This is a genomic window from Streptomyces sp. NPDC006294, from assembly GCF_042870895.1.
GTDB lineage: Bacteria > Actinomycetota > Actinomycetes > Streptomycetales > Streptomycetaceae > Streptomyces.
In genome coordinates this window covers 296,573-311,159 of sequence record NZ_JBIAHV010000010.1, presented here as the reverse complement: position 1 = coordinate 311,159, position 14,587 = coordinate 296,573, and the positions used below count along the sequence as shown (strand labels likewise).

Below are 14,587 nucleotides of genomic sequence, written 5' to 3'. Positions count from 1 at the left end.
CGGGATGGTCGGTGCGGTTCTTCAGCCGTCCACGCCCCGCACACCCGATCAAGGAGCGCACCACCGTGACGAACGTCGCCGTCATTTACTACTCGTCCACCGGTAACGTCCACCAGCTGGCCCTGGCCGCCGCCGAGTCGGCGGAGAAGGCGGGCGCCGAGGTCCGGCTGCGTCAGGTGGCCGAGCTGGCGCCGGAGGCCGCCATCGCCTCCAACGCGGCCTGGGCCGCCCACCGCGAGGCCGCCAAGGACGTGGCCGTCGCGAGCCTGGCCGACCTGGAGTGGGCCGATGTGATCCTCTTCGGCACGCCCACCCGGTACGGCCTGCCGGCCGCCCAGCTCAAGCAGTTCATCGACACCACCGGTGGCATCTGGGCCCAGGGCAAGCTGGTCAACAAGGTCGTCTCGTCCTTCGTCTCGACCTCGCAGACCCACGGCGGCCAGGAGAGCACCCTCCTGGCGCTGAACAACACCTTCTACCACTGGGGCGCGATCATCGTCGCTCCCGGCTACGCCGACCCGATCCAGTTCGACGTCAAGAACGGCAACCCGTACGGCGCCAGCCACGTCGGCTACAACGGCGAGGTCCCCGGCCCGGAGAACCTGGCCGCGATCGCGTTCCAGGCACGCCGTGCCGTGGAGATCGGGACCGCGCTGAAGCGCGGGCTCGAGGCCACGGCCTGATCCGCCGCGGTCACCTCCGTCCACCGCGGTTACGCGATGAGCGACACGACGACGGTACGGGCGTTTCCGGACCGGCCGGGCGCCGGCGGAGCCGCCCGGCCGGGTCCGGCCGACGATCCATGGACGCGCCGCCGCGCGTCCTGACCCGACTCCCCCCGACTCCCCCGGCTGCACGGCCCGATGCGTGACCGCGGGGGTGGCGCCGCACAACCACACGCTCACCCCCACTCGCACGCGCTCCGCCTCCCCCCGTTACGACGACACAGGGAGCCAGTCTCGTGAAACGCGCCATGTTCCTCCTGCCGGTGGCGCTGACGGCCGCTCTCGCCGCCGCCCTCATGCCGGCCGCCCCGGGCTCGCCGTCCCTCGGCTATGCGGCCCCGGTCTCCGCGGCCCACCCCGTCGCGACCGACAGCCGCGCCAGGACCACCTGGGACGACTTCAGCGGCGGCTTCGACCACACCGGCGACGACGCCAAGTGGGCGCTGACGCCGCTCGGTCCGTTCCCGAACGGCGACGGAAAGGCCTCCACCTCGTCGGCGGGCCTGCGGGTCGTGCCCACCGGCACCAATCCGAGGACCGGAGCGCCCGCGTTCGCCTACACCACGGGCAAGGAGTCCGACGGCGGCGACGGCGGGCTCGACCACGTCAAGTGGTACGCCCTCGCCAACCACCGGGCGTCCTCCGGAGTGCTGGGCTTCGACGCCGACCCCGGCTCGGTGCTGACCTTCGACTCCACCTTCAGCGCCCGCACGTACGGCACCGGACAGCATCCGTTCGGCGACGCGGTGGCCGACCCGCGCAACGATCTGCGGCTGGCGTCCGGCGCGATGACCACCATCGACCAGGAGTCGAACATGGTCTTCGACTTCTTCGTCACCAACGAGTGGGTCTACGCCTTCTACGAGCGGCTGCCCACTCCCGGCGCCGACCACGTGGCCTTCTCCTACGCCCTCCCGGTCGAGCGGCGTTCCCACCCCGGCCAGGTCAACGACCTCGCCATCTCCTACGACCGGTCCGCCGGCACGGTGGTGTGGAAGGTGGACGGCCGCGAGGTGTACAAGGTCGACAAGATCGGCTTCCGGCCCAAGGACCGCACCCATCTCATCATCGACCTCGGCGGACGCGAGGAACTGGTCGCGCCGCGCCAGCTCGCCCCGGGGTTCGGCATGTTCGTCCTGCTCGACGCGGACGCCCCGCACCTGGGCACGGACCGGGACGGGGGTCCGCGCGCCGACGGCGCGCTGGTGAAGCTCACCGACACCACCTCGTACTACGACCCGGATGCCGGCGCCCCGGTGCCGCAGACCTTCGTCGACCCGGACAGCCGGCCGGGCAACCGGCTCTGGGGCCAGGGCGCACGGCTGGACGTGCGGCAGCTGAGCATCACCGGCGCCCGGTACTGACACACCTTCAGCCCCGCATTTCCTTTCCGCCGGAATCCGGTCCGCCGGAAAGGAAATGCGGGGCTTTTCCATGTCCGCGGCCGGCCGCGGGCACTTGACGTCAGCTGACGAAGTAGCCCTACCCGCATTGATGCATGGCCACGGCGCGGCGCAGAGTGAGGGAGATTCCAGGGGCGATTCCGGCGTCTTGCACATCGTGAGCACCCCGTACGTCGCGACTGTCGCGAGGATTCGTGACGTTGCATCTCCGTGAATTGCCGCGCGGTAATCCATTGGTGGACGCCTGTTTCTCCGGTCCCCAGCTCGCTACAGGAGAATCCTGATGACTGCACGATTCACCGGCAAGGTCGCACTCGTCACCGGAGGGGGTTCCGGTACCGGCAGAGCGACCGCGCTGGCCTTCGCCAAGGAGGGCGCCACCGTGGTGGTCGCCGGGCGGGAGCCCCGGGACCTGCGGGACACCGTCGCCCTGATCGAGAAGGAGGGCGGCACCGCCGACGCCATCATGGCCGACGTGACGCACGGAATGGACGTCATCCGGCTGATGAAGTCGACGGTGGAACGCCACGGCGGACTGCACATCGCCTTCAACGACGCCACCTGGATAGGAAAGCCGCACCGGCTCGCGGAGACCTGCGAAGCCGTATGGGGCGAAATACTTTCCAGCAATCTCACCGGCGTGTGGCTGCTGATGAAACACGAGATCGCCCATATGCGGGAGAACGGCGGCGGCGTGATCGTGAATCACTCCACCAATGTCAGCATCAACGGCCGCAAGGTCGGATTCGGCGCCTACGCGGCCGCCAAGGCCGCGCTGTCCACCCTCACCAGGACCGCCGCCCAGGAGCACGTCGGCGACGGCATCCGCATCAACGCGATCAGTCCCGGTGACGTGGAGGCCACGGACGGCCGCGCCGACTGGGAGGAGCACGTGCGCACCGCGGCGCCGGCCGGCCGGATCGCCGGTATCGAGGAGGTCGCCGACACGGTCGTGTGGCTCTGCGGTCCGGAGTCCAAGTTCGTCGTCGGCCACGACCTCGTGCTGGACGGCGGGGTGACCCTCTGATGTCCGGGATACGTGCCCGAGTGGCCCGTGTCCCGGGGTCGAAGAGCATCACCAACCGGGCCCTGCTGCTGGCCGCCGCGGCCGACGGGACCAGCGAGCTCGTCGCCCCGCTGGTCAGCGACGACACCGTCGCCTTCCGCGAGGCGCTCACCGACCTCGGCGTGGACGTCGAGGCGGGCGAGGACCGCTGGACGGTCACCGGGCTCGGCCGGGCGCCGCGGACCGGGGCGTCCGTCCGGTGCGCCGACGCCGGCACCGCGGCACGCTTCCTGCCGGTCCTCGCGGCCGCCGGCGAGGGCGAGTTCACTTTCGACGGCTCCGACCAGCTCAGGGCGCGTCCGCTCGGTCCGCTGGTCCGCGCGCTGGACCGGCTCGGCGCGGGCGTCGAGGCGGCCGCCGGCGGCGGCCTGCCGCTGCGCATCACCGCGCGCGGGCTGTCCGGCGGCGAGCTGACGCTCGACTCGTCGGTCAGCAGCCAGTACCTGACCGGGCTGCTGCTGTCCGCGCCGCTGATGCGCGAGCCGCTGACCGTCGCCGCCCGGGGGCTGGTCAGCCGCCCGTACATCGACATGACCACCGCCCTGATGCGCCACTTCGGCGCCGAGGTCACGCGCGACACCGAGGGGCGGCTGCGGGTGGAGCGCGGGGGCTACACCGGCAGCCGGCTGCGGATCGAGCCGGACGCGTCGACCGCCTCGTACGTCTTCGCCGCCGCGGCCGTCACGGGAACCACCGTCACCGTGCCGCACCTGGGCAAGGACAGCCTCCAGGGCGACCTGCGCTTCGCCGAGGTGCTGGCGCGCACCGGCGCCCGGGTCGAGACCGGCCCGGACGCCACCACCGTCACCGGCACCGGACCGCTGCGCGGCGGATTCGACGTCGACATGGGCGACATCTCGGACACCTTCATGACCCTGGCCGCCGTCGCGCCCCTCGCCGACGGCCCCGTCACCATCCGCGGCATCCGGCACGCGCGGTTCAAGGAGTCCGACCGGATCACCGCGGTCGCGGAGAACCTGCGCGCGGGCGGCGTCGGGGTCGAGGAGGAAGAGGACCGCATCACCGTCCGTCCCGGACCGATGGCGCCCACCCGGATCGCCTGCCACCGCGACCATCGCATCGCCATGGCCTTCTCCGTCCTCGGACTGCGGGCCCCCGGCATCACCCTCGACGACCCCGGCTGTGTCACCAAGACCTTCCCCGGTTTCCACGAGGAGCTGTCGAGGCTCTTCGGTCCTCAGGCGCACTGAGGCGGAGCACGGCACCCGACCGACGAGCAGCAGCAGACACACGACAGCGAGAAGAGAGAGCGAGATGGCGGACATCATCATTGCCGGCGGTGGGATCGGCGGGCTCGCGGCAGCCCTCAGCATCTCCCGGCGCGGCCACCGGGTCGTCGTGCTCGAGGCCCGCGACACCTTCACCGAGCTCGGCGCGGGCATCCAGCTCGGCCCGAACGCCTTCCAGGCCCTGGACCGGCTCGGCGTCGGCGACGCCGTTCGCGCCCGTGCCGTGCACATCGACGAACTGCGCTTCATGGACGGCACCACCGGCGAGAAGGTCGCCGCGATGCCGCTCACCGGCGAGTACCGCCGCCGCTTCGGCAACCCGTACGCGGTCGTCCACCGGATCGACCTGTACGCGCCGCTGCTGGAGGCCTGCCGCGCCACCGACGCGATCGAGCTGCGCACCGAGGCGAACGTGGAGGGCTACGAGCAGCGGCCCGGTTCGGTGACCGCGCGCCTCACCTCCGGCGAGCGGGTCACCGGCGCGGCGCTGATCGGCGCCGACGGCATCAACTCGTTCGTCCGCAAGCAGCTCGTCGGCGACGGCTTCCCCCGGGTCTCCGGGCACACCATCTACCGCTCGGTGATCCCGATGGAGCAGGTGCCCGAGGAGCTGCGCTGGAACACGGTCACGCTGTGGGCCGGACCCAAGTGGCACTTCGTCCACTACCCCATCGGCGAGGGGAAGTTCCTCAATCTGGCGGCGACCCGCGACGACGGCGCCACCGAGGCCGTGCTCGGCGCCCCGGTCACCAAGGAGCACGTGCTCGGCGAGTTCCCGGAGCTGGGCGAGACCGCGCGCCGGCTGCTCGACCTCGGCGAGGAGTGGCGCACCTGGGTCCTGTGCGACCGCGACCCGGTGACCGACTGGGCCGACGGCCGGGTCGTCCTGATCGGCGACGCGGCCCATCCGATGCTGCAGTACGCGGCCCAGGGCGCCTGCCAGGCGGTCGAGGACGCGGTCGTGCTCGGTGAGCTGATCGGCACGGACGAGGCCGGCTTCGAGGTGAGCTTCCAGAAGTTCAACGCCGAACGCCGCGAGCGCACCGCCGCGACCCAGCTCGTCGCCCGTGAGATGGGCAGGCTGCTGTACCACCCGGCGGGCGCGGCCGCGAAGGAGCGCAACGCGATGCTGGCCTCCCTCAGCGCCGACGACATGTACGACAAGGTGGCCTGGCTGCACGGCAGCAAGGTCGGCGTCGCCGGCCACACCGCGCCGCCCGTGCCCGCCGGTCTGGTCTGACCGTGGGCACCCTGCGCTGGCTCACCGCGGGTGAGTCGCACGGTCCCGCGCTCGTGGCGACCCTGGAGGGGCTGCCCGCCGGCGTTCCCGTCACCACCGCCGCGGTGGCGGACGCGCTGGCGCGGCGGCGCCTCGGACACGGCCGCGGCGCGCGGATGACGTTCGAGCGGGACGAGGTCACGTTCCTCGGCGGCGTACGGCACGGCCTGACCCAGGGCGGGCCGGTCGCCGTCATGGTCGGCAACACCGAGTGGCCCAAGTGGGAGCAGGTGATGTCGGCCGACCCGGTCGATCCACAGGTCCTGGCCGGGCTCGCCCGCAACGCGCCGCTGACCCGGCCGCGCCCCGGCCACGCCGACCTGGCCGGGATGCAGAAGTACGGCTTCGACGACGCGCGGCCGGTGCTGGAGCGGGCGAGCGCCCGGGAGACGGCGGCCCGGGTCGCGCTGGGCGCCGTCGCCCGCGCGTATCTGAGGGAGACGGCCGGCATCGAGATCCTCTCGCACGTCGTCGAGCTGGGCGGGGCCCGGACTCCGTCCGGGGTGCTGCCGGTCCCCGGCGACGTGGAGCGGCTGGACGGTGACCCGGTGCGCTGCCTGGACGCCGACGGCAGCAGGGCGATGGTCGCCGCGATCGACCAGGCCCACCGGGACGGCGACACGCTCGGCGGGGTCGTCGAGGTCCTGGCGTACGGCGTGCCGGTCGGACTCGGCTCCTACGTGCACTGGGACCGCAGGCTGGACGCCCGGCTGGCCGCCGCGCTGATGGGCGTCCAGGCGATCAAGGGCGTCGAGGTCGGCGACGGCTTCGAGCTGGCCCGGGTGCCCGGCTCAAAGGCGCACGACGAGATCGTGCCCACCGAGCAGGGCGTACGGCGTACCTCCGGCCGTTCCGGCGGCACCGAGGGCGGGCTGAGCACGGGCGAGACGCTGCGGGTGCGGGCGGCGATGAAGCCGATCGCGACCGTGCCGAAGGCCCTCGCGACCTTCGACGTCTGCACCGGGCTGCCGGCCCGGGCGCACCACCAGCGGTCCGACGTGTGCGCGGTGCCGGCGGCCGGGATCGTCGCGGAGGCGATGGTCGCGCTGGTGCTCGCCGACGCGGTCGCCGAGAAGTTCGGCGGCGACAGCGTCACCGAGACCCGCCGCAACGTCACGTCCTACCTGGAAGCCCTGACCGTCCGCTGAGCGGCGGGGCTTCGACGACACAAGGCCGAGGGAAGGCTCCGATGAGACACGAAGACCTGTACATAGCCGGTGTCGGCTCCTGGTACCCCAAGCCGGTCACCGCGGACGAGGCCATCGAGGCCGGGCTGTGGGACGAGGCCGGGCGGCGGCGCACCGGCCAGGTGAGCGCCACGGTCGCCGGTGACGACGACACCCAGCCCGGGATGGCCGTGCGGGCGGGCAAGCTGGCCGTCCGTCAGTCCGGGCACGCCCAGAGCGACTTCGGGGTGCTGCTGCACGCGGCGGTCGGGTTCAACGGCCTCGACGGCTGGAACATCGCCTCGCATCTCCAGCACGAGATCCTCGCCGGCCACGGGCTGTCCACGGAGGTCCGGCAGCAGTCCAACGGCGCGATGGCCGCCATCGAGCTGGCGGCGGCCTATCTCGCCGCGGGCACCGACCGCCCGGCCGCGCTCATCACCGCCTCCGACCGTTTCGTCCTGCCGGTCTGGGACCGCTGGCGCGCCTACGCCGGCCTGGTCCTCGGCGACGGCGCGAGCGCCGCCGTGCTCTCTCGGCGGTCGGGTTTCGCCCGGGTGCTGTCGGTCGTCACGAACAGCCGGCCGGAACTGGAGCGCGCCCAGCGCGCGGACCTGCCGTTCAAGCCGTACGCGGACCCGCACGACACCGACCTGTACCCGATCAGCCTGATCCGCCGTATGCAGGACTACGCGAAGGCCAGCGGCAGGGGGATGTCGGGAGTGTTCCGGCGGATGAACGAGGCGCTGGTCGAGACCGTCGGCACGGCCGCCGAGGAGGCGGGGACGCGGCTGGAGGACGTCGACCACCTGATCTTCCCCAACTTCGGCCGGCAGATGATGCGGCAGGAGGTCCTCGATCCGCTCGGCATCGGCAACGAACGCACGCCCTGGCAGTGGGTGGCGGAGGTCGGGCACGCCGGCGCGACCGACCAGTTCGGCGCGCTGGACCACCTCGGCCGCGCGGGTCTGCTCGTCCCCGGCCAGCGGGTGATGCTGACCGGCATCGGCCTCGGCTTCAACTGGACGACCGCGGTGATCGAGATCCTGCGGCCGCCGGCGACCGTCGAGTCCGCCCTCTGACGGGCCGGCGGCGCCCGATGACCGCGCCCCGGGGCGTCGCCCCTGCGCTCCGGGGCGCGACCTGACGCAGTACGGGCCGGGTCTGTGCGACGGCGGGCGCCGCGGAGGAATCTGTTCGCCGTGAAGAAGATGACGGAGGACGAGAGGCGGGCGTTCCTGTCCGCAGGCACCCGTACCGCGAAACTGGCCACCGTACGGGCCGACGGGCGCGCGCATGTCGCCCCGGTCTGGTTCGTGCTCGACGGGGACGACGTCCTGTTCAACACCGGGAAGACGTCCGTCAAGGGCCGCAATCTGGCGCGCGACCCGCGCGCCACGATCTGCGTCGACGACGACCTGTCCCCGTACGCCTTCGTCCTCGTCGAGGGGGAGGCGACGATCTCGGAGGAGCCCGCCGAACTGCGGCACTGGGCCGCCAGGATCGGCGGCCGCTACATGGGCGAGGACCGCGCCGAGGAGTTCGGCGAACGCAACGGAGTCCCGGGCGAGCTGCTCGTGCGCCTGCGCCCCACCAGGATCGTCGCCGCCGGCGGCATCGCGGAGTGAGCCCGGGCACAGAGGGGATGAACAGCATGCAGTTCGGCATATTCAGCATCGGTGACGTGGGCAGGGACCCGAACACCGGCCGCACCCCGAGCGAGCACGAACGTCTCAAGGCGATGGTCACGCTCGCCGAGAAGGCCGAGGAGATCGGCCTGGACGTCTTCGCCACCGGGGAGCACCACAACCCGCCGTTCGTGCCGTCGTCACCGACGACCCTGCTCGGCCACATCGCCGCGCGCACGGAGCGGATCATTCTGTCGACGGCGACCACGCTGATCACCACCAACGACCCGGTGAAGATCGCCGAGGACTTCTCGGTGCTCCAGCACCTCGCCGACGGCCGGGTCGACCTCATGATGGGCCGCGGCAACACGGCTCCGGTGTATCCCTGGTTCGGCCAGGACATCCGCCAGGGCATCCCGCTCGCGGTCGAGAACTACGCGCTGCTGCACCGGCTGTGGCGCGAGGACGTCGTCGACTGGGACGGCCGTTTCCGCACGCCGCTGCGCGGCTTCACCGCCACGCCGCGGCCGCTGGACGGCGTCCCGCCGTTCGTGTGGCACGGCTCGATCCGCTCCCCGGAGATCGCCGAACAGGCCGCGTACTACGGCGACGGCTTCTTCGCGAACCACATCTTCTGGCCCAAGGAGCACTTCGTCCGGCTGGTCGGTCTGTATCGCGAGCGGTACGCGTTCTACGGGCACGGCACGCCGGAGCAGGCGGTCGTCGGGCTCGGCGGCCAGTTCTTCATGCGGCGGAACTCCCAGGACGCGGTCCGCGAGTACCGGCCGTACTTCGACAACACGGCCCTGTACGGCGGCGCGCCCATGGAGGAGTTCATGGAGCGGACGCCGCTCACCGTGGGCTCTCCGCAGGAGGTCATCGACAAGACGCTGACCTTCCGGGAGACGTTCGGCGACTACCAGCGGCAGCTGTTCATCGTCGACGCCAGCGCGGTGCCGCTGAAGGTCGCGCTGGAGCAGCTCGACATGTTCGGCGAGGAGGTGCTGCCGGTGCTGCGCAAGGAGTTCGCGTCCGGCCGTCCCGCCGACGTACCCGCCGGCCCGACCCACGCGGAGCGCGTGGCGCGCAGGGACCGGGAGCACGCCGGCCGCTGAACCGGAAGGGGCCTGCCGACGGCAGGCCCCTTCCGCTTCTTCGTCGCCCGGCGCTACGCCTGGAGCGTGTCCAGCTCCAGCAGGTCCTGCCCGGTCAGCCGCAGCGCGGCCGCCGCGATGTTCTGCTCCAGGTGGCCGATCGACGAAGTGCCCGGGATGCAGACGAGGTTGGGGCTGCGGTCCAGCAGCCAGGCCAGCGCCACCTGGTGGGGCGTGGCGCCGTGCCGCTCGGCGACGCTCTCCAGCGGCCCGCCGGTCAGCGGCACCGCCATCGGCACCTTGGCGTCCTGACCGGGCACCTTCTCCGCGCGCAGCAGCGTGTACGTCCCGAGCGGGAAGAACGGCATGTACGCGATGCCGTCGGCAGCACACTCCTTGAGCAGCGCCTCGTCGTCCCTGCGGACGACGTTGTACTCGTTCTGGACGCAGACGACCGGCGCGATGGCGCGGGCCTCCGCGAGCTGCGCGGGGCTGACGTTGCTGACGCCCAGATGACGGATCAGCCCCTGCTCGCGCAGCTCGGCCAGGGCCGTGAACGGCTCCTCGATCGAGTCCTGCGGCGAGAGCCCGCCGGTGCCCTCGGCGACGATCCGGAGGTTGACGACGTCGAGCCGCTCGATGCCCAGGTGCCTCAGGTTCGAGTGCACCGCGTCCCGCAGCTCCGCGGGGGACAGCGCGGCCGGCCAGACCTTGTCCGGGGTGCGCCGCGCACCGACCTTGGTGACGATGACGAGGTCGTCGGCGTACGGGTGCAGCGCCCGGCGGATCAGCTCGTTGACCACGTGGGGGCCGTAGTAGTCGCTGGTGTCGATGTGGTTGACGCCGAGCTCCAGGGCGCGCCGCAGGACGGCGACGGCCGCGTCGGGGTCGCGCGGCGGCCCCCACACCCCGGGGCCGGCGAGCTGCATGGCGCCGTACCCCATCCGACGGACCGAAAGGTCTCCGCCGAGGAGGTAGTCACCGGCGGCATCCGCGCGCACAGCGGTATCCGAACCGACTGTGTAATCCATTCCGTTTCTCCTTGCAGTTGTGGGGACGGCAGCGGAGCAAGGGGAATTGAACTGCGTCGGACGCCCGGTGAAAAGTACGGGCCGGACGACTGTGTCACGTTCCGTTTCCGCGACGCCGCATGATGCGCCCGAGAAATACGGAGATGACCGGGGCCGCGACGACGACCACACCCGCGCCGACGGCGGGTTCGAGCCGTACTCCGGAAAAGCCCGGCCCGCCTTCCGAATGCGCCGGCCGGACCGCCGCCCCGCCGGGCGGCGGTCACCCGGGCCGACGGGCCCTGGCCGTGTCAGCCCGTTCCGGCGCCCGTCCGGCCGATCCGCGGCGGGCCGCTTCGTCAGGTCGGCGCCGCGCATCTGACGAAGTCGCGGCGCAGCGTGCGTTCCGGCGGGGCGGGGCGGACAGACTGCCTGTGCCGCGCTTCGGCCGGCGGTGGTTCTCCCCGGCCTTCCGGCACGGCCCGGACTCGAGGAATGAGGACCCCTGATGAACCCCTTGGCCGATACCCCGATCATGTCCGACGACGCGCTCTCCCCCGACGCTTTGTTCTCGTCCGACGCGTCGACCGTGACCGTGTGGTCGGACATCGGCTGCCCGTGGGCGACGCTGGCGCTGCACACGCTGCACGCGGCCGCCGAGCGGCGCGGTGTGCGGCTCGTCGTCGACCACCGGGTCTTCCCGCTGGAGCTGTTCAACAACCAGTCCACCCCGAAGCCGATCATCGACGCCGAAGTCGTGGCGATCGGCGCCAAGGAGCCCGCGCTGGGCTGGCGGCTGTGGTCGGCGCCGGAGTACACGTACCCGGGGACGATCCTTCCGGCGATGGAGGCCGTCCAGGCGGCGAAGGCCGCCGAGGTCGGCGGGCTGCCCGCGTCCGACCAGCTCGACACCGCCCTGCGGCACGCGTTCTACGCCCAGAACCGCTGCATCAGCACCCCGTCCGAGATCCTGGCGGTCGCCGCCGAGTGCCCGCTGGTCGACGAGAAGGCGCTGGCGGCGGCCATCGAGCGGGGCGAGGGACGGGCCGCGCTGTACCGGGACTTCGCCGTGGCCGGCGGCCCCCGGGTCCAGGGCAGCCCGCATCTGTTCACCGCGGCCGGCGTCGACGTGCACAACCCCGGCGCCGACTTCCGCTGGACCGCGAACCCCCAGGAGGGCGGCTTCCCGGACTTCCACGCGTACTCCGCCGACTGGGCCGAGGGCGTCCTCGACTCCGTCACCGCCGCTCCGGCGGAGGGCTGACGCACCGGCCGACGGGCCGCCCGTGAACAGCCGCGTACGAGCAGCCGCATGCGGGCGGCGGCGAAATGGACGGCGGCATACGGGCGGTCGCATCGGCCGGCTTACCACTTGACAGAGTAAATTGACGGCCTTTGCCGGGCCGATGCGCGGGCATTTCAATGCTGGGACAAGCTGACTTGTTCTCGCTCTTGCTGTTTCCCGAAGGGAGCACATCGGTGCCCGCCATCGATCCCATTCTTGAACTGCCGTACGGCGTGACCCCCGATCCGGACGAATTCCTCCGGGCGGCCCTCCGCTGGCATTTCTCACCGGAGACCGGTTCGCCGTTCTGGCTCTCCCAGGCACGGAATCTGGAATTCGACCCCATAGCCGATGTGCGCGGCTTCGACGACCTCAAGCTGTTCCCGAACCTGGCGAACACGCTGCGCGACGTCCCCGCGGAGGACCTGGTCCCCCGCGGCTACGGGCCCCGCCCCAAGGCCGTCGGCGTCTTCGACAGCGGCGGCACGACCGGCGCCCCGAAGCGTGTGGTCATGCTCCAGGAGTGGCTGGACCTGCTGATCGAGCACAGCAGCGCCCAGCTCGACGCCCACGGCGTGCCGCGCGACGTCAACTGGCTGATGGCCATCCCCTCCGGCCCGCACATGGTCGGCGCCACCTTCCAGCAGCTGGTCGCCGCCCGCGGCGGACTGTCGTTCACCATCGACGTGGACCCGCGCTGGGTGAAGAAGCTCATCGCGCGCGGTGCCGACACGGAGGCCGATCTCTACACCGACCACCTGGTCGACCAGCTCTCCCACCCGCTGGCGTCCCAGGACATCGGCGTGCTGATGCTGACGCCGCCGGTGCTGGAGCGGCTGAGCCGGCGCGACGACCTCGTCGAGCTGATCCGCAAGAAGGTCAGGGCGATCATGTGGGTCGGCACCCAGCTCGACCCCGACACCCGCCATCTGTACCGCTCCGAGCTGTACCCGGGCATCGCCCTCTACAGCGGTTTCGGCAACACGATGACGCTCGGCCACGTCAGCGAGCGGCCGGGGCTGAGCGACGACGAGCCGTGCGTGTACGACCCGTTCTCGCCGTACATGACGTACAACGTGATCGACCTGGAGGCCCGCAGGCCCGTCGAGTACGGCGAGCGCGGCCGGGTCGTCATGAACTACGTCGGCAAGAGCCTGTTCCTGCCGAACAACCTGGAGCGGGACTTCGCCACCCGGATCCGGCCGCTGGAGGGCCAGGTCGGCGACTCGGTCGCGGACATCGCCCCGGTGCGGGAGTTCGACGACGAGAAGGTCATCGAGGGGGTCTACTGATGACCGCGGAACCGGTCGCCCTCGACGCACTCGGCCCCGGCGGCCCCTACCGGTCCCGCAAGCGGCTCACCGTCCCCGACGTGTCCGGCGCCCCCGTCGCCGAACTGAGCCTGGTGCCGGCGCTGTTCGTCAGCCGGGCGACGGCCGCGCTGCGCCGGGCGCGCCCGCTGCCGAAGGAGCAGCGGCTCGCCGCCCTGTCGCGTGCGGCACGGATCTTCCGCGAGGAGGAGGTCGGCGGACTGCCGTACGAGCGGTACGAGCGGACCGTCTCGCGGGTCTGCGGTGTCCCGCTGCGGGCCGTGCGGTCCGCGGCCGACGAGATCGCCGACTCCGCCAAGCGCGTGCTGACCCCCTCGTACAACGCACGGCCGGCCGGCGCCGTCTCGGACTGGCGGCACCCGCTCACCCGCATCGGGCGCGCGGTGTGGACCCGGCGCGGAGAGGTCCTCGCGGTCAACGCGGCGGGCAACCACCCGGCGCCGCACGCGCTGTGGCTGGAGGCGCTGGCCCTCGGCTACCGGGTGGCGGTGCGGCCGTCCCGGCGCGAGCCGTTCACCCCGCACCGGCTGGTGCTCGCGCTGCGCGCGGCGGGCTTCGGCGACGACCATGTCGTCCTGCTGCCCACCGACCACTCGGTCGCCGACGAGGTCATGGCCGGCGCCGATCTGAGCCTCAGCTACGGCGGCGACGACGTGGTCCGCAAGTACGCGGCGGATACGACGGTGCTCGCCCAGGGGCCCGGCCGTTCCAAGATCCTGGTGACCGCGGACGCCGACTGGCGCGAGCACCTGGACACGATCGTCGACTCGGTCGGCCACCACGGCGGCGTCAAGTGCGTCAACGCGACGGCCGTGTTCGTCGAGGGCGATCCCGCGCCGCTGGCGCGGGCGCTGGCCGAGCGGCTGGCCGCCCTGCCGTCGCTGCCGCCGGAGGACGAGAAGGCCGTGCTGCCCGTACAGCCGGCCGAGACCGCCCGGACCCTGGAGCGCTATCTGCTCGCGCAGTCCGCGGGGACCACGGCGCACCTCGGCGGCGACGGCATCGTCGAGGAACTGCCCGACGGCAGCGCCGTGCTGCGGCCCGCCGTGCACGAACTCGCCGGCGCCGAGGGCGGCCGGCACCGGGTCGAACTGCCCTTCCCCTGCGTATGGGTGGCGCCCTGGAGCCCGGACGACGGCATCGCCCCGCTGCGCGAGACCCTCGTCCTCGGCGTGATCACCGGCGACGAGAGCCGTCACGCGGACCTCATCGACGCGCTGGTGGAGGACCCCACCATCAGCAACGTCCATCTCGGCGACCATCCCACCCACTGGATGGACCGCGGCGTGCCGCACGACGGCTACCTCGGGGAGTTCCTGATGCGCACCAAGACCGTCATCCGGGGCTGAC

Annotated in this window: 13 protein-coding genes; 12 read left to right on the top strand and 1 reads right to left on the bottom strand. The window is 72.1% G+C overall.

Going from position 1 to position 14,587, the window contains the following annotated elements; translation table 11 throughout:
- Positions 1-65 precede the first annotated feature (65 nt).
- The 9 genes from wrbA (at position 66) to ACFYOP_RS20345 (ending at position 9,632) form a co-directional block, all read left to right on the top strand.
- Positions 66-683, top strand: a complete 618-nt coding sequence (wrbA, locus tag ACFYOP_RS20385; protein ID WP_356897797.1) for an NAD(P)H:quinone oxidoreductase — start codon at positions 66-68, stop codon at positions 681-683.
- Positions 684-961: 278 nt separating this feature from the next.
- The gene (locus ACFYOP_RS20380; protein WP_356897798.1) at positions 962-2,089 is read left to right on the top strand and encodes a DUF6081 family protein; all 1,128 of its coding nucleotides are present in this window, start codon (positions 962-964) and stop codon (positions 2,087-2,089) included.
- Between the two features lie 322 nt (positions 2,090-2,411).
- Positions 2,412-3,155, top strand: coding sequence for an SDR family oxidoreductase (locus ACFYOP_RS20375; protein WP_356897799.1), 744 nt, complete (start codon positions 2,412-2,414; stop codon positions 3,153-3,155).
- A complete protein-coding gene (aroA, locus tag ACFYOP_RS20370) occupies positions 3,155-4,405 on the top strand; it encodes a 3-phosphoshikimate 1-carboxyvinyltransferase (protein ID WP_356897800.1) in 1,251 nt (416 codons plus the stop codon). The genes ACFYOP_RS20375 and aroA overlap by 1 nt, the downstream gene beginning before the upstream one ends.
- Positions 4,406-4,469: 64 nt before the next feature.
- Positions 4,470-5,684, top strand: a complete 1,215-nt coding sequence (locus ACFYOP_RS20365) for a 3-hydroxybenzoate 6-monooxygenase (protein WP_356897801.1) — start codon at positions 4,470-4,472, stop codon at positions 5,682-5,684.
- A gap of 2 nt (positions 5,685-5,686) precedes the next feature.
- Positions 5,687-6,871 carry a chorismate synthase gene (gene aroC, locus ACFYOP_RS20360; RefSeq protein WP_356897802.1) on the top strand — a complete coding sequence of 395 codons (1,185 nt, stop codon included), beginning with the start codon at positions 5,687-5,689 and terminating at the stop codon, positions 6,869-6,871.
- Positions 6,872-6,912: 41 nt separating this feature from the next.
- Entirely contained in the window at positions 6,913-7,971 is a 1,059-nt protein-coding gene (locus ACFYOP_RS20355; RefSeq protein ID WP_356897803.1) for a ketoacyl-ACP synthase III family protein, read from the top strand.
- Between the two features lie 129 nt (positions 7,972-8,100).
- Complete coding sequence (locus ACFYOP_RS20350) at positions 8,101-8,517, top strand: PPOX class F420-dependent oxidoreductase (protein WP_356897887.1); 417 nt, start codon at positions 8,101-8,103, stop codon at positions 8,515-8,517.
- 26 nt (positions 8,518-8,543) lie between these two features.
- A complete protein-coding gene (locus ACFYOP_RS20345) occupies positions 8,544-9,632 on the top strand; it encodes an LLM class flavin-dependent oxidoreductase (RefSeq protein WP_356897804.1) in 1,089 nt (362 codons plus the stop codon).
- 53 nt (positions 9,633-9,685) lie between these two features.
- Here ACFYOP_RS20345 and ACFYOP_RS20340 read toward each other — a convergent pair whose 3' ends face one another.
- Positions 9,686-10,642 (bottom strand): oxidoreductase, encoded by a 957-nt coding sequence (locus tag ACFYOP_RS20340; protein ID WP_356897805.1) that lies wholly within the window; start codon positions 10,640-10,642, stop codon positions 9,686-9,688.
- Positions 10,643-11,129: 487 nt separating this feature from the next.
- Here ACFYOP_RS20340 and ACFYOP_RS20335 point away from each other — a divergent pair, with 487 nt between their 5' ends.
- The 3 genes from ACFYOP_RS20335 to ACFYOP_RS20325 all read left to right on the top strand — a co-directional run bounded on the left by ACFYOP_RS20335 (position 11,130) and on the right by ACFYOP_RS20325 (position 14,586).
- Complete coding sequence (locus tag ACFYOP_RS20335) at positions 11,130-11,885, top strand: DsbA family protein (protein WP_388452241.1); 756 nt, start codon at positions 11,130-11,132, stop codon at positions 11,883-11,885.
- Positions 11,886-12,100: 215 nt separating this feature from the next.
- A complete protein-coding gene (locus ACFYOP_RS20330) occupies positions 12,101-13,198 on the top strand; it encodes a phenazine antibiotic biosynthesis protein (RefSeq protein WP_356897807.1) in 1,098 nt (365 codons plus the stop codon).
- Positions 13,198-14,586, top strand: coding sequence for an aldehyde dehydrogenase family protein (locus ACFYOP_RS20325; protein WP_356897808.1), 1,389 nt, complete (start codon positions 13,198-13,200; stop codon positions 14,584-14,586). The genes ACFYOP_RS20330 and ACFYOP_RS20325 overlap by 1 nt, the downstream gene beginning before the upstream one ends.
- The last annotated feature ends 1 nt before the right edge of the window (position 14,587 follow it).

What these genes read in the sequence shown, in the direction of transcription:
- aroA (WP_356897800.1), top strand. Translation starts at nt 3,155, where the DNA reads ATGTCCGGGATACGTGCCCGAGTGGCCCGTGTCCCGGGGTCGAAGAGC.
- ACFYOP_RS20350 (WP_356897887.1), top strand. Translation starts at nt 8,101, where the DNA reads ATGACGGAGGACGAGAGGCGGGCGTTCCTGTCCGCAGGCACCCGTACC.
- ACFYOP_RS20325 (WP_356897808.1), top strand. Translation starts at nt 13,198, where the DNA reads ATGACCGCGGAACCGGTCGCCCTCGACGCACTCGGCCCCGGCGGCCCC.
- ACFYOP_RS20375 (WP_356897799.1), top strand. Translation starts at nt 2,412, where the DNA reads ATGACTGCACGATTCACCGGCAAGGTCGCACTCGTCACCGGAGGGGGT.
- ACFYOP_RS20355 (WP_356897803.1), top strand. Translation starts at nt 6,913, where the DNA reads ATGAGACACGAAGACCTGTACATAGCCGGTGTCGGCTCCTGGTACCCC.
- ACFYOP_RS20340 (WP_356897805.1), bottom strand. Translation starts at nt 10,642, where the DNA reads ATGGATTACACAGTCGGTTCGGATACCGCTGTGCGCGCGGATGCCGCC.
- ACFYOP_RS20345 (WP_356897804.1), top strand. Translation starts at nt 8,544, where the DNA reads ATGCAGTTCGGCATATTCAGCATCGGTGACGTGGGCAGGGACCCGAAC.
- ACFYOP_RS20365 (WP_356897801.1), top strand. Translation starts at nt 4,470, where the DNA reads ATGGCGGACATCATCATTGCCGGCGGTGGGATCGGCGGGCTCGCGGCA.
- ACFYOP_RS20335 (WP_388452241.1), top strand. Translation starts at nt 11,130, where the DNA reads ATGAACCCCTTGGCCGATACCCCGATCATGTCCGACGACGCGCTCTCC.